The organism is Pseudomonas sp. DNDY-54 (assembly GCF_019880365.1).
Lineage (GTDB): Bacteria > Pseudomonadota > Gammaproteobacteria > Pseudomonadales > Pseudomonadaceae > Stutzerimonas > Stutzerimonas stutzeri_P.
Genome location: NZ_CP082271.1, coordinates 1121013 through 1134081 on the forward strand (window position 1 = coordinate 1121013; position 13069 = coordinate 1134081).

At 62.3% G+C, this 13069-nt stretch carries 14 protein-coding genes; 8 read left to right on the forward strand and 6 right to left on the reverse strand.

Annotated features, from left to right (window positions below):
* Positions 1-266 precede the first annotated feature (266 nt).
* Positions 267-1385 carry a branched-chain amino acid ABC transporter substrate-binding protein gene (locus tag K4O48_RS05275; protein ID WP_222911021.1) on the reverse strand — a complete coding sequence of 373 codons (1119 nt, stop codon included), beginning with the start codon at positions 1383-1385 and terminating at the stop codon, positions 267-269.
* Between the two features lie 201 nt (positions 1386-1586).
* Between K4O48_RS05275 and K4O48_RS05280 the strand changes: the two genes are divergently transcribed.
* Positions 1587-1904 carry a DUF2288 domain-containing protein gene (locus K4O48_RS05280; protein WP_222911022.1) on the forward strand — a complete coding sequence of 106 codons (318 nt, stop codon included), beginning with the start codon at positions 1587-1589 and terminating at the stop codon, positions 1902-1904.
* An 11-nt stretch (positions 1905-1915) separates the two neighbouring features.
* Here K4O48_RS05280 and phnE read toward each other — a convergent pair whose 3' ends face one another.
* The 4 genes from phnE to K4O48_RS05300 all read right to left on the reverse strand — a co-directional run bounded on the left by phnE (position 1916) and on the right by K4O48_RS05300 (position 5347).
* The gene (phnE, locus tag K4O48_RS05285) at positions 1916-2683 is read right to left on the reverse strand and encodes a phosphonate ABC transporter, permease protein PhnE (RefSeq protein WP_222911023.1); all 768 of its coding nucleotides are present in this window, start codon (positions 2681-2683) and stop codon (positions 1916-1918) included.
* Entirely contained in the window at positions 2680-3513 is an 834-nt protein-coding gene (locus tag K4O48_RS05290; protein WP_222911024.1) for a PhnE/PtxC family ABC transporter permease, read from the reverse strand. Before K4O48_RS05290 ends, phnE begins: the two co-directional genes overlap by 4 nt.
* Entirely contained in the window at positions 3507-4367 is an 861-nt protein-coding gene (locus K4O48_RS05295; protein WP_222911025.1) for a phosphonate ABC transporter ATP-binding protein, read from the reverse strand. Before K4O48_RS05295 ends, K4O48_RS05290 begins: the two co-directional genes overlap by 7 nt.
* Positions 4368-4495: 128 nt before the next feature.
* Positions 4496-5347, reverse strand: coding sequence for a putative selenate ABC transporter substrate-binding protein (locus K4O48_RS05300; protein WP_222911026.1), 852 nt, complete (start codon positions 5345-5347; stop codon positions 4496-4498).
* Between the two features lie 310 nt (positions 5348-5657).
* Between K4O48_RS05300 and K4O48_RS05305 the strand changes: the two genes are divergently transcribed.
* From K4O48_RS05305 to K4O48_RS05335, 7 genes are all read left to right on the forward strand, one after another.
* Positions 5658-6713: a M4 family metallopeptidase gene (locus tag K4O48_RS05305; RefSeq protein ID WP_222911027.1), complete on the forward strand. Its 1056-nt coding sequence runs from the start codon at positions 5658-5660 to the stop codon at positions 6711-6713.
* 9 nt (positions 6714-6722) lie between these two features.
* Positions 6723-7046 carry a protealysin inhibitor emfourin gene (locus K4O48_RS05310; protein ID WP_222911028.1) on the forward strand — a complete coding sequence of 108 codons (324 nt, stop codon included), beginning with the start codon at positions 6723-6725 and terminating at the stop codon, positions 7044-7046.
* A gap of 67 nt (positions 7047-7113) precedes the next feature.
* Positions 7114-8001, forward strand: coding sequence for an NAD(P)-dependent oxidoreductase (locus K4O48_RS05315; protein WP_222911029.1), 888 nt, complete (start codon positions 7114-7116; stop codon positions 7999-8001).
* Positions 7998-8780, forward strand: a complete 783-nt coding sequence (locus K4O48_RS05320; protein ID WP_222911030.1) for a hydroxypyruvate isomerase family protein — start codon at positions 7998-8000, stop codon at positions 8778-8780. Before K4O48_RS05315 ends, K4O48_RS05320 begins: the two co-directional genes overlap by 4 nt.
* Before the next feature lie 126 nt (positions 8781-8906).
* Positions 8907-10259 carry an MFS transporter gene (locus tag K4O48_RS05325; protein ID WP_222911031.1) on the forward strand — a complete coding sequence of 451 codons (1353 nt, stop codon included), beginning with the start codon at positions 8907-8909 and terminating at the stop codon, positions 10257-10259.
* Between the two features lie 126 nt (positions 10260-10385).
* The gene (locus tag K4O48_RS05330) at positions 10386-11651 is read left to right on the forward strand and encodes an Hsp70 family protein (RefSeq protein ID WP_222911032.1); all 1266 of its coding nucleotides are present in this window, start codon (positions 10386-10388) and stop codon (positions 11649-11651) included.
* Between the two features lie 52 nt (positions 11652-11703).
* Positions 11704-12600 (forward strand): CHAD domain-containing protein, encoded by an 897-nt coding sequence (locus tag K4O48_RS05335; protein ID WP_222911033.1) that lies wholly within the window; start codon positions 11704-11706, stop codon positions 12598-12600.
* Between the two features lie 36 nt (positions 12601-12636).
* Here the strand turns inward: K4O48_RS05335 and K4O48_RS05340 are convergent, their stop codons facing one another.
* Positions 12637-13050: a DUF6306 domain-containing protein gene (locus K4O48_RS05340; RefSeq protein ID WP_222911034.1), complete on the reverse strand. Its 414-nt coding sequence runs from the start codon at positions 13048-13050 to the stop codon at positions 12637-12639.
* Positions 13051-13069: the final 19 nt, after the last annotated feature.

The window sequence follows — 13069 nt, forward strand, 5'->3', positions numbered from 1 at the left end:
CGCGTCTTGCCTGTCTCGCCTAGTTTCCAACGGTCTGCTCGACCGCAATGCGGACCTGCTTCGAACACGCAGCATGGAGAAATGCAGCGCCAAGGGCTTGGTGCGGATCACGCACACGCCAGGTTCGAGGCGGGCCAGCGGTGCAGGCCACTCGCTTGGTTGAAGGTGTTGCTGGGGCGTCCCGTGCTTGTGGCCGGGTTGGCCCCGATCAGCTAAAACAAAGCCCACAGCGAATGCCGTGGGCTTTGGGTCGGTTAGTTATCGGTTCACTTGGCTTCGGTCTTGGTGCCGTCCTGGTGCCATTCGTAAACCACGAAGTTGAAGTCTTTCAGGTCACCCTTCTCATCGAACGAGAGGTTGCCGGTTGGCGTATCGAAAGTGTTGCTGCGCAGCGCTTCGGCCACCTTGTCGGTGTCGGTGCTGCCTGCTTTCTCGATTCCTTCGGCAATGACCTGGACCGCGGCGTACGCTGGGAATACGAACGGGCCGCTCGGGTCCTGCTTCTTCGCCTTGAACGCATCGACCAGTTCCTGGTTACGCGGGTCTTGGTCGAAGGACTTCGGCAGCGTCACGTAGAGGCCTTCGGAAGCCGGGCCGGCGATCGCTGAAATTTCCTTGTTGCCGACACCTTCCGGCCCCATGAACCGTACGTTCAGGCCACGCTCTTTCGCCTGACGCAGCAGCAGACCCAGTTCAGGGTGATAGCCGCCGTAATAGACAAAGTCGACGCCTTCCTGCTTGAGCTTGGAGATCATCGAGGAAAAGTCCTTGTCCCCGGCGTTGATGCCTTCGAACAGGCCAACCTTGACGCCTTTTTCTTCCAGGGTCTGCTTCACTGCAGTGGCGATACCTTCACCGTACTGCTGCTTGTCATGGATGACAGCCACATTCTTCGGCTTGACGGTATCGGCGATGAAGTTGCCGGCGGTCGGGCCCTGCAGGCTGTCCAGGCCGATGGTGCGGAAAATCAGCTCATAGCCACGCGAGGTGATATCCGGGCTCGTCGAAGCCGCGGTAATCATCAGAATGCCTTCGTCTTCGTAGATGTCGGACGCTGGTTGGGTCGAACTGGAGCACAGGTGGCCGACCACGAAACTGATTTCGTCATTGACGATCTTGTTGGCGACCGCGACCGCTTGCTTGGGGTCGCAGGCATCGTCATATACCACGCCTTCCAGTTGCTGCCCGTTGACGCCGCCCTTCTTGTTGATCTGCTCGATGGCCATCTGGGCACCGATGAATTGCATGTCCCCGTACTGCGCAACGGCCCCGGTAACCGGGCCGGCCAAACCGATCTTGATGTTGTCGGCGGCGAGTGTGTAGCTCGCTGCTCCCGTCAAAGCGATAGCCATGAAAAGTTTGGAAAGACGCTGTTTGGTCTTCATATGCGCTCCACTTGCCTCATTATTGTTTTGAATCCTGCTGGCTGCAGTGTCGTTCAGGAACAAACGTCCCCAAACGGTACGGCAACTGTACCGGCACAGTGTAGAAGCGTCAGCACTTGTTTGCACAGTCAGCAATTGGATCCGTTTGATGAGTTTCACCCGGACGCTATCATTACGCCCTTTTCGAGTTGGGTAACTCTCATGAGCGAAGATCCAAGCACTCTCTATGCCAAGCTGCTGGGCGAAACCGCGCCGATCTCCTGGGCCGAACTGCAGCCATTCTTCGCCCGAGGCGCGCTGCTACGGGTCGCCAGCGAGGTTGACCTGATCGAAGCGGCACAGGCGGTGGCTCAGGATGACCGCGAAACAGTAGCCGAATGGCTGGCTAAAGGCCATATGGCTGCGCTTGCGGCAGACCAAGCGCAGGACTGGCTGGAACGCGACCCGCCGCTCTGGGCCGTGGTGGTCGCACCCTGGGTCTTGGTTCAGGAACGAGCAGTGAAACCCAGCGTGCACTGATTCAGCTCAGGCTATCCACGCACCCAACGCATCCGCGCCCAGCCACTGAGGGCATCGACTGCCAGCACCATCAACAGCATGGCCAGGATCACAGTCGAGGCCTGGGCTTCCTGGAAGAGGCTCAGGCTCATGTAGAGCATCTGCCCGAGGCCGCCGGCGCCGACAAAGCCGAGCACACTGGCCATGCGAATGTTGTTTTCCCAGCGATACAAGGTGTAGGCCATCAGCTGTGGCCACAGGACCGGTAAGGTGCCGTAACAGAACGCGCTGATCCGATTGCTGCCGGCGAGCCGCAACGCCTCGGCGGGAGCGCTCGGTGTGTTTTCCAGGGCTTCGGCGAATAACCTTCCCAGTACACCGGCTGTGTGCAGGGCCAGTGCCAGGGTCCCTGCATTTGGGCCAAGACCGGCGGCCAGGACCATCAACGCTGCCCACACCAGCTCGGGGATGGCGCGAAGCGCATTGAGCATTAGCCGTGACACGCCTTTGGCTAGCGCGCCGAAGCGGCCGGATGCCGGTAGCGCCAGGAGCAACCCGAGCAAGGCGGCCAACAACGTACCTACCGCCGACATCGCCAACGTTTCCAGCGCGCCGTAGCCTATTGCGCGAAGATGGGGTGCTGATAGATCGGGCGCGAGGAAGCCCGACGCGTAGCTGGCCATCTGCGCCAGGGCGTCACCGTTTAAGAGCGCGCTGGCCTCGAACTGTAAAAACGCGAACGAGCCCACCACCGCTGCGATCAAGATCAGCGGCAGCGCGTAGCGAGACAGCACCCTCACACGAACCTCCGGCGTAACGCCTGACTGATCACGTCTGCCATCAAGACCAGCAACAGAAAAGTCAGCAGCATGCTCGCCACCTCGCCGCCAGCGAACATGCGCATTGACAGGTCCATTTGCTGGCCCAGACCGCCAGCGCCTACGAAACCCATCACCACTGACGCGCGTACCGCGCATTCCCAGCGGTAAACGGTATACGACAGCATTTCGCCGGTGGCCTGAGGCAGTACGCCATAGGCGAACGCTTGCAGGCGCGTGCTGCCCGCACCGAGTAGTGCGCGGGCCGGCAAGGGGTCGGCCGACTCGAAAATTTCGGCATAGACCTTGCCGAGCATGCCGGCATAGGTGATCGCGATGGCCAGCACGCCTGCCGTTGGGCCAAGGCCCACCGCGCGGACAAAGAGTAACGCCCAGACGATCTCCGGCACGCTGCGCAACACGATCAGCAAGCCTCTTACCGGCCAACGCACGGCTTGCGCCCACCATTGAGGACGGCCGGCGCGACTGAGTGCCGAAATCGACAGAGCACGCGTGGCCAGCAGGGCGCAGGGCAGCGCCACGACCAATGCCAGCGTCATGCCGGCTGTCGCAATGGCCAGCGTCTCCAACGTGGCGCGCCCGAGCAGTTGAAGAAACTCGTCACCGTGCGCGGGTGGCCAGAACGTCGAGAGGAATGCGCTCATGGTGTCGGCGTTGCTGCCATCGAACAGCACACCCAGGTCGAGCTCGCTCAATGACAGACCAGGCCATAGCAAGGCCAGCGCCAGCAGGGTTACCAACAGGCGGGGGGCCGTGGCCGGGTCGCGTGGTGCGGTGGTGGATTTCAGCATCGCGGGATGTGCAAAGGCTGGCTTGGCAAGCGCAGTGGGGTCGGCGAATTTTCCAAGTCGTCGTTGCTGTACAGCGCCTTGAGCTCATCTGCCGTCACCTCCGCTGACGGCTTGTCAAACAGGATGCATCCCGCACGCACGCCGATCACCCGGGGGAAATGTTCCAGTGCCAGTTCGACCGCATGCAGGCTCGCCAGGAGCGTGGCGTCGCGTCCCACGGCGTCCCGGTTGAGGATGTTCAGCGAATACGCCGCAAGCACTGGGTCCATGGCCGACACGGGTTCATCCGCGAGAATCAGCTCGGGCTGCTGGTAGAGCACGCGGGCGATGCCAACGCGTTGCAACTGCCCGCCCGAAAGCTGATCGCAACGCACATACAGCTTGTCGGACAGATCGAGCCGCCCGAGTGCATCTGCTGCGCCTTGCGCATCCAGTGGATGCATCAGGCTGACCAGGCTGCGCCCGAGTGACCAGCGCCCCAGACGCCCGGCCAGCACAGCCGTGATGACCCGTTGCCGGGGCGGTAAAGGCGGCGCCTGGTGAATCAACCCGATGCGCGCGCGCAGTTTCTGCCGCCCGCCCGCGCGCAACGACCAGGGTGCACATCCGAGCAGCTCGAGTTGGCCGCCGCTCGGCTGGAGATGACTAGCCAACAGGCGCAACAGGGTTGTCTTGCCGGCGCCGGACGGACCGATGATTGCGACCCGCTCACCTTGGGTGATATCCAGGGCGATGTCCTGTAACGCCATCTGACCATTTGCGTGACGATGGCTCACGCCGGATAGCCGCAGCAACACTGCAGGCGCCGTCGAGCTGCGGCTTTGCGTGAGAGTGGTGGTGATCGTGCTGCTCATCTTGCTACCTAGCTCCGCTCAGGCAGAGCTGCCCGGCATCGCCACGAGGGCATCGGTGTCGCACGGCTGGGCGGGGCGCCGAGCCGCGACGATTCAGAAGGTCGGCCGTTTCCGGTCGGGTGCGAGGGTTACTTGAGCAGGCCAGCGGCGCGCGCGGCTTCCTCGATACCCTTGTAATTTTCCGGGCGGGTCTCGATGAAGCGGCTGGCAGCCTGCAGGTCGAGAATCTTCTTGTGTTCCGGGTTCGCCGGATCCAGGGCAAGGAAGGCCGCTTTGATTTTCTGTACCAGCGCTGGCTCAAGATTGCCGCGCACCGTCCAGTTGTAGTCGTAGTACGGCGGTGTGGTGGAAATGACGCGAACCTTATCGGTGTCGACCTTGCCGGCCGCAACCAGCTTGTCCCAGACCGATGCGTTGAGCACGCCGGCATCGGCTTTGCCAGCTTCGACCCATGCCGCGGTGGCGTCGTGAGCGCCGGAGTAGGCGATGCGCTTGAAGAACTGCTCGGGGTCGATACCGTCACGGATCATGAAGTAGCGCGGCATCAGGCTGCCGGACGTCGAGGACACGGAGCCGAAGGCAAATGTTTTGCCCTTGAGGTCCTGAAGTGTCTGCACATCGGGGTTGGCGGTGATGAATTTGCTGGTGAACGTCTCGTCCTGCTCGCGCTGCACGAGGGGGATTGCATCACCGGTTTTCAGCCGGGTCTGGACGAAGGTGAAGCCGCCGAGCCAGGCGAGGTCGAGGCGGTCTGAAGCGAGAGATTCCACTACGGCGGCATAGTCGGAAACCGGAGTGAACTTCACCGGCATGCCCAGCTCTTTTTCCAGGTATTGGCCCAGCGGCTCGAACTTGCGGATCAGCTCGGTCGGCGCTTCATCAGGAATAGCTGAGACGCGAAGGACGTCAGCAGCATGTGCAGTGACAAAAGACAGGGATACGGCAAGGCCGGCGACGGCTGCCAGGGTGCGCTTCAGCATTGTGGTTCTCCGGTTCAATAGCGGAAAAAGCGGGCGGATTATAGAGGGAGACGGGTGCGCCGGCGCAAGCCGTGTGGATGTCGATGGGCTTCGGATTGACCGATCGTGCACGATTGTCTGCCCCGATCGCTCGAAAGCAGTCGGCTCGGGCGTCATCAGGCAGGCCGCGAATGACGGCTAGACTGTACGTATCGCCTGCCAGGCTGGTGTCGCGCCAGCTAATTAATGACTCGGAGAGGAAACACTGCGGGCACTACCTGATCAGAGCGTAGGGGGCGTACTGCACTCCTATCTAATGAAGGGGCCTTCCATGCGTGATCGGACTTCGTGTCAAGGTTTCATCCCGCCTTATATTCTCCGCCGTATCATCGATAACGGTTCGGTGCGCCAACGCGAGCGTGCGCTTGGGACCTTGGCTCATGTGAATAATCTTCTGCCCAACCCTGGCCCCCCCAACCGCCAACCGGTGGCCAGTGTGATGCCCGAACGCGGCCGACCAGGGGAGCCGCGACGCAGCATTCATGATGCCCAACATCAGATGGTGCTGCCTGGCGTACTGGCGCGGATAGAAGGCCAGCCGCCCACCGCAGACGCGGCGGTTGACGAGGCGTACGACGCGCTCGGCAAGACGCATGAATTTTTCTGGCAGGTCTTTGGTCGGGACTCGATCGACAACCATGGCTTCCCCCTGATCGGAACGGTTCACTACGGCGTGGGCTATGAGAACGCGTTCTGGAATGGCGCCCAAATGGTGTTCGGTGATGGCGACGGTGAGATCTTCAATCGGTTCACGCTGTCGCTCGATGTTGTGGCGCATGAGCTCGCCCACGGCATCACCGAAAGCGAGGCTGGGCTGGTCTATTTCAACCAATCCGGCGCGCTGAACGAGTCGGTGTCCGATGTGTTCGGCGTGCTGGTCCGGCAGTTCAGCCTGGGGCAGACGGCGGATCAGGCCGATTGGCTGATCGGCGCCGAGTTGCTGACCGACAAGGTACAAGGCCGGGCGCTGCGCTCGATGGCCAATCCGGGAAGCGCCTACGACGATCCGTTGCTGGGCAAGGACCCGCAGCCGGGGCATATGCGTGACTTCATCGATACGCGCGACGACAACGGCGGCGTGCATCTGAATTCTGGCATCCCCAACCGTGCGTTTTATCTCGCCTCGATGGCCATGGGTGGACACGCGTGGGAAAAGGCCGGGCGTATCTGGTATGACACCCTGTGCGACCGCCGCCTGGCCAACGATGCGGATTTCACCGCTTTTGCTCAGCTCACGTTAGACAACGCGGTCACGCGTTTTGGAACCGGTGCGGAAACGCGGTTGGTGCAGCAGGCCTGGGTCGATGTGGGCGTATCTGTGGGTTAAGGAGGCTTCATGAAGCAATTACCGACACTGGGCAAGGAGGCGACCATCCGGCTGTCTCGGCAGGGTGGGTTTGCAGCGCTGCAGGCGCTGAGCCGTCCGCGCGAGATCGATTTCGCGACCTGTGACGAGCAACAACGAGGGCAAATCTGCTCGGTGCTCGAAGGGTGTCTGCCGCTCGCCACCGAGAATGGCGGGCAGGCGGACCGCCGTTATTACCAGATCGAGCTGCGCTACCGCACCGATGATCAGGATGACGAGATGGTGCTTCAAGTGCCGGAAGAACAAGCGCCCGGGGAGCTGGTGCGGTTGTGGGACAAAGGCGAAGTGCTCTGAGACGGGTTTGGCCGCACACGCCACCGTGCGGCTAGAATCGTTGCCTCACCCCTCGAGGAGCCATTGCATGTCTGAGCTGCCATCCATCGCCTTTGCCGGCATCGGCCTGATGGGCCTTCGCATGTGTCGACGACTGCTTGCGGCCGGCTATCCGTTGACTGTCTGGAACCGCTCGCCGGAGAAATGCGCGCCATTGACCGAAGCGGGTGCACGGCAGGCTCGCAGCCCAGCCGAACTCTGTGATGCGGCGGACATCGTCCTGCTTTGCCTGGCCGATACCGCGGTGGTGCGCGAGGTCGTGTTCGGCGCCGGTGGCATCATCGAGGGTGCACGGGCAGGGCAGCTACTGGTCGATCACTCGAGCCTGGAACCGGCCGCCACCCGCGCCATGGCAACCGAGTTGGAAACACGCAGCGGTATGCGTTGGGTCGATGCGCCTGTTTCCGGCGGCACGGCGGGCGCCGAGGCGGGAAGCCTGGCGATTATGGCGGGCGGCCTGCGCGAAGATGTCGAGCGGGTGCGCCCCGTATTGGCGCACTTGGGGCAGCGGCTCACGCACATGGGCGACGTCGGCGCCGGGCAGGTCACCAAAGCGTGTAACCAAATGATCGTCGCCTGCAATGCGCTGGTCATTGCTGAAGTGGTGGCGCTGGCGGAGCGCTCCGGTGTCGATGCGAGCCTCATCGCGCCGGCATTGGCCGGCGGGTTCGCCGACTCCAAGCCGTTACAGATACTCGCCCCGCAGATGGCGAATAGCGAATTCGAACCGGTGAAGTGGCACGTTCGCACGCTGCTCAAGGATCTTGATACCGCCGTCCAGCTTTCCCGCGAGGAGGGCAGCGCCACGCCGATGACCGGGCTGGCTTCGCAGTTGATGCGCCTGCATGGCAGTCAGGGCCACCTCGATAACGATCCCTCGACGTTGGTCGACATGCACCGGAAGCACGGCCAATGAAGATCGCTGCCAACCTCTCCATGCTGTTCAACGAACGGCCTCTTGCCGAGCGCATCATGGCGGCGCGCGTCGCCGGATTCGACGGTGTGGAAATCCAGTTCCCCTACGAATTGCCGGCGGTCCAGCTCAAGGAATTGCTCGAGCGTGCCGGGTTGCCGCTGGTGCTGATCAATTTACCCGCGGGTGATTTCATGCAGGGCGGTCCAGGGCTGGCGGCCGTGCCATCGCGACAGGCGGCGTTCGATCGCGCACTGCAGGAAGCGTTAACCTACGCCGCCATGGCGCGACCGATGTGCGTGAATGTGCTTCCGGGCCGCCTGGCCGAGGGCGTCACGCGCGAGCAGGCCCTGGAAACACTGGCCGACAACCTGCGCAAGAGTGCCGAGGCGTTTGCGCTGCTCGGGATTCGGGTCGTATGCGAGGCCATTAACCCGCTGGATATGCCGGGTTTTCTGATCAATACCCCTGAGCATCTGCAGGCGCTGCTAGAGCGTGTCGATCACCCCAACTGCCAGGCGCAGCTGGATCTCTACCACATGGCTCGGCAGGCGCTGGATATCGTCGCCGGTATCCGCTTGCTGGGCAGGCGGATTGGTCATGTGCAGTTCGCTGATCATCCCGGCCGCGGTGCGCCCGGCACGGGTTCCATGGCGTTCGAGCCGCTGATTGATGCCTTGCATGCTGTTGGCTATGCCGGCTGGTTGGCCGCCGAGTATCGGCCCGAGGGTGCAGATACGACGGCGGACCTCGGCTGGCTCGCAGCATGGCGTGAACGCTGAGCCGTTGCATCGTCCGGCATAAGCGAAGGTGATGGTGACAGACACGCGAGCGCTAGAACTCTAGAGTCACTTCCCAGAATCGGTCGGCACACGACCGGCGCATAACAATAAATCGAGAGCGACGTCATGCAGCCATCCACCCAAGCCGCGAACGCCTGGCGCGTCCTGTTCCTGCTATTTCTGGCCAACCTGTTCAACTTCTTCGACCGCACCATTCCGGCCATCATCGCCGAACCGCTGCGCCTGGAGTGGAACCTCAACGACTTTCAGCTGGGCCTGATTGGTACCGCGTTCACCATCGTCTATGCGATTGCGGGCGTGCCGTTGGGGCGCATGGCGGATATCGGCTCGCGTCGCAAGATCATGGGTTGGGGGCTGACCGCCTGGAGCGGGCTGACCGCCGTCAACGGCCTGGCCTGGAATTTCTGGACGTTCCTGTTGGTACGCATGGGTATCGGCATTGGCGAGGCGAGCTACGCACCCGCAGCGAATTCGTTGATCGGCGACCTGTTTCCTGCCCATAAGCGTGCTCGCGCGATGGGTATCTTCATGCTCGGTCTGCCACTGGGGTTGTTGTTGGCCTTCTTCACCATCGGCTCGATGGTCGAGTACTTCGGCAGCTGGCGCGCACCCTTCTTCATTGCGGCGGTGCCAGGCCTGGTACTGGCGCTGTTCATCTTTTTTGTCAAGGAGCCCCAGCGTGGCGCCGCAGAGACGGTGAAGGTGTCGCAGGCACGCGTCGAGCAACCAATCCGCAAAGTGCTGGCTATCCGCACCTTCTGGTGGCTGGTGCTGGCCGGGTTGGCGTTCAACTTCGCCACTTACGCCTGTAACGCCTTCATGGTGCCGCTGCTGATGCGCTATCACGCGGTGCCGCTGGTGGAAGCTTCTATTGCTACCGGTGTGATCGTCGGGTTGACCGGCCTGGTCGGGTTGACATTGGGCGGCTGGGTGGCCGACAAGATCCATCAGCGCTTTGCCCGGGGCCGGCTGATCTTCGCGGCAGCCAGCATGCTCATTGCGACTGCTGCCACCGGCTACGCACTACTCGCCGGGCGTATCGAGGTCGGTGTTTTCGTCGCTGTGTTCAGCATCGGCTGGCTGTTCTCCTACAACTTCTACACCTGCGTCTATACCGCCATTCAGGATGTGGTCGAGCCGCGGCTGCGAGCGACAGCCATGGCGTTGTTCTTCGCGGGCCTTTATCTGTTGGGCGGTGGCATGGGTACGGTGGTGGTAGGCCTGCTGTCCGACCATTTCGCCGAGGCGGCCATGCTGGCGGCTGGCGCCAGTGAAATGAGCGAAGTGTTCCGGGCGGAGGGGCTGCACGGCGCGATGTACCTAATTCCCGGCTCGTTATTGCTGACCATGGTGTTCCTGTTCCAGGCGTCGCGTACGTTCTGCCAGGACTCCAAGCGCATGACCGATGGCATGACCGACTCCGCGGCGGCTGCCGAGGGCGAGGCCGCGCTGGCCTGACCCGCACCCAGATGCCGCGGATGCAACCGCGGCATGCTAGCCAGCCACAACCAATCGACGATTGGCCGACATTTAGTGGCTGGCTCGCATAAACTGCGCGGCCGTTTTTGGTAGTCCGGACCGCCCATGCACACTCCGTCTCCCGCCCGCGCTTGCGGCATCGACTTCGGCACCTCCAATTCAACCGTCGGCTGGTGGCGTCCTGCTAGCGAACCATTGATTGTTCTTGAAGGTGACCAGCACACCTTGCCCTCGGTGGTGTTCTTCAACGCGGAGGAGCGTCGACCGGTGTATGGGCGCCTCGCCCTGTCCGAATACCTGGAAGGCTACGAAGGGCGCCTGATGCGGTCGCTCAAGAGCCTGCTAGGTTCCAAGCTGCTAAAGAGCGAAACCACGGTGCTTGGCAGCGCCATGCCGTTCAAGGAGATCCTCGGCTTGTTTCTCGGCACGCTCAAACAGCGCGCCGAGGCGGAGGCCGAACGCGCATTTGACGACGTGGTGCTGGGGCGTCCGGTGTTCTTTGTCGACGATGATCCGCAGGCCGATCGGGAGGCGGCGCAAACGCTGGCCGCCGCGGCGAACAAGATTGGCTTCAAGGACGTCTCGTTCCAGTACGAACCGATTGCCGCGGCATTCGACTACGAGTCGCGAATCGAACGTGAAGAGCGCGTGCTGATTGTCGACATCGGCGGCGGTACCTCCGACTTTTCGCTGGTCCGGCTGTCACCCGAGCGCCGCGACATCGACGACCGTCAGGAAGACATTCTGGCCACCTCCGGCGTGCACATTGGCGGGACCGACTTCGACAAGCAGCTCAGTCTGCAGGGCGTGATGCCGTTGTTCGGTTACGGCAGCCGGATGAAAAGCGATGCGCCGATGCCAACCAGCACGCACCTGAACCTTGCCACCTGGCACACCATCAATGCCGTCTATGCGCCTGCTTCGCTGCGCGCGCTGCAAAGCATGCGCTATGACATCGTCGATCCGACCGGAATCGACCGCCTGTTCAGCCTGATTGAGCAGCGTGCCGGGCACTGGTTGGCGATGCAGGTGGAACAGGGGAAGATCGAGCTGACCGATCATGATCGATACGTCATCGATTTTGCGCGGATCGAGGCCGGGCTAGAGGCGAGCCTGACCCGCAACGGTTTCGAGGCGGCAATCGATCCCCTGCTCGAACGAATTCGCGGCACGGTCAGTCAATTGCTGACCAGTGCCGGGCTCAAGCATGAGGACATCGATACGGTGTTCTTCACTGGCGGTTCGAGCGCGATCCCGGCCCTGCGCGACAGTGTTACTCGCTTGTTGCCACGGGCGCGCCACGTCGAAGGAAACCGCTTCGGCAGTATCGGCAGTGGTCTGGCCATCGAGGCGCGCAAGCGCTACGGTTGATCACCCGCGGACGCCTGCAAACCGCATGGCGGCGGGCCTGTTAGGAGTTCCCATGGGATACAAGCTGCGCCCGCACGATCCCGCCTCTGAAGTACGCAAGGTGGTGCGTCAGGGTATCGACAACGCCATCGAAGCGCTGGGCGCACCCGTTGCTGAGCGTGCAGAAGGCATCCACCAGGCGCGTAAGCGTTTCAAAGAACTGCGCGCGCTGCTGCGCCTGGTACGTGAGCCCCTGGGGCGTGAATTCAAGCGTGAAAACCAACGCCTTCGCGACCTTGGGCGTGCCTTGGCCGAGTCCCGTGATGCGGCGGCCATGCTGGAGTGCTGGGACCTGCTGGCGGAGCGATTTCCTAAACCTTTTGCCGAAGAGGGCTTGAGGAAAACACGGCGGCGGTTGCGAGACCGGGCACGCCGCAGCGAGACCGAGACCAGCGGGATCGATGAGCGAATCGTCGACGCGACCGCAGAGCTTCAGTCACTGTGCAATCGAATCGAGACGTGGACGCTGGATGAGAACGGCTTTGAGCTGTTCGCTGCAGGCGTCAAGCGCACATACGCAGATGGATGTGCCGAGCTGGCCAAAGCACGTCTCGATCTGAGCGATGAGCAACTGCACCAGTGGCGCAAGCGGGTCAAGGATCACTGGTACCAGACGCGGCTGCTCGCGCCGAGCTGGCCAACGCTGATGCGGCTGCGCGGCGACACGCTTAAGCGTCTGGCCGACATGCTGGGCGATGATCACGATCTGGCGATGATGCTTCAGTTGATGCAACGGACCCCCGATCTGTTTGGTGAGCCGGACCAGCTAGCGCGGCTGGAGGTCATGATTGCCGAGCGCCGCAGCGAACTGCAGAGCAGCGCGCTGAAAACTGGCGGCGAACTTTATGTGGATGCGCCAGACGCACTGGTTGCGCGCTGGCGGCGCTATTGGAGCGACGCGCAGCGCTGAGGGTGTCGTTGAAGGTTGCCAGCAGATTCCGGTAGTTCAGGCGGCTCGACTGTTGATCTCGTGAATGGCCAGCATCTTTTCGAGTTCAGTGCGGAGGAAGGCATCCTGACAGCCCGGCAGGTATTCGAGGAGCTTACGGATGACCCATTGTTGGCCTTTATCGACGAAGGGCAGGCGCTCGTCCAGCGACTCGATGGCCATGGCCTTGCCGTAAAACGCACCGGTTTCGCGATTGGGCTCGATGCCCAGATGGTTGAGGCAGTTGAGCACCAGCCTGCAGCTGTCGACTTCGCCCTGGCGGATCTGCTCGAGCAACCTCCGCTGCGCCGGATCTTCGCATTGTTGCAGGCTCTCGCCAGCAACCTTGGCGCCGGCGCGCTCGGCGCTCAGCAGATCCTGCAGCAGTTTCGCTTCGCCTTCGGCCGTGTTCAGGGGGTTCTGTTCACTCATGCGCGGTCTCCTCTGGCAG

What these genes read in the sequence shown, in the direction of transcription:
- K4O48_RS05275 (WP_222911021.1), bottom strand. Translation starts at nt 1,385, where the DNA reads ATGAAGACCAAACAGCGTCTTTCCAAACTTTTCATGGCTATCGCTTTG.
- K4O48_RS05280 (WP_222911022.1), top strand. Translation starts at nt 1,587, where the DNA reads ATGAGCGAAGATCCAAGCACTCTCTATGCCAAGCTGCTGGGCGAAACC.
- K4O48_RS05290 (WP_222911024.1), bottom strand. Translation starts at nt 3,513, where the DNA reads ATGCTGAAATCCACCACCGCACCACGCGACCCGGCCACGGCCCCCCGC.
- K4O48_RS05295 (WP_222911025.1), bottom strand. Translation starts at nt 4,367, where the DNA reads ATGAGCAGCACGATCACCACCACTCTCACGCAAAGCCGCAGCTCGACG.
- K4O48_RS05300 (WP_222911026.1), bottom strand. Translation starts at nt 5,347, where the DNA reads ATGCTGAAGCGCACCCTGGCAGCCGTCGCCGGCCTTGCCGTATCCCTG.
- K4O48_RS05305 (WP_222911027.1), top strand. Translation starts at nt 5,658, where the DNA reads ATGCGTGATCGGACTTCGTGTCAAGGTTTCATCCCGCCTTATATTCTC.
- K4O48_RS05310 (WP_222911028.1), top strand. Translation starts at nt 6,723, where the DNA reads ATGAAGCAATTACCGACACTGGGCAAGGAGGCGACCATCCGGCTGTCT.
- K4O48_RS05315 (WP_222911029.1), top strand. Translation starts at nt 7,114, where the DNA reads ATGTCTGAGCTGCCATCCATCGCCTTTGCCGGCATCGGCCTGATGGGC.
- K4O48_RS05320 (WP_222911030.1), top strand. Translation starts at nt 7,998, where the DNA reads ATGAAGATCGCTGCCAACCTCTCCATGCTGTTCAACGAACGGCCTCTT.
- K4O48_RS05325 (WP_222911031.1), top strand. Translation starts at nt 8,907, where the DNA reads ATGCAGCCATCCACCCAAGCCGCGAACGCCTGGCGCGTCCTGTTCCTG.
- K4O48_RS05330 (WP_222911032.1), top strand. Translation starts at nt 10,386, where the DNA reads ATGCACACTCCGTCTCCCGCCCGCGCTTGCGGCATCGACTTCGGCACC.
- K4O48_RS05335 (WP_222911033.1), top strand. Translation starts at nt 11,704, where the DNA reads ATGGGATACAAGCTGCGCCCGCACGATCCCGCCTCTGAAGTACGCAAG.
- K4O48_RS05340 (WP_222911034.1), bottom strand. Translation starts at nt 13,050, where the DNA reads ATGAGTGAACAGAACCCCCTGAACACGGCCGAAGGCGAAGCGAAACTG.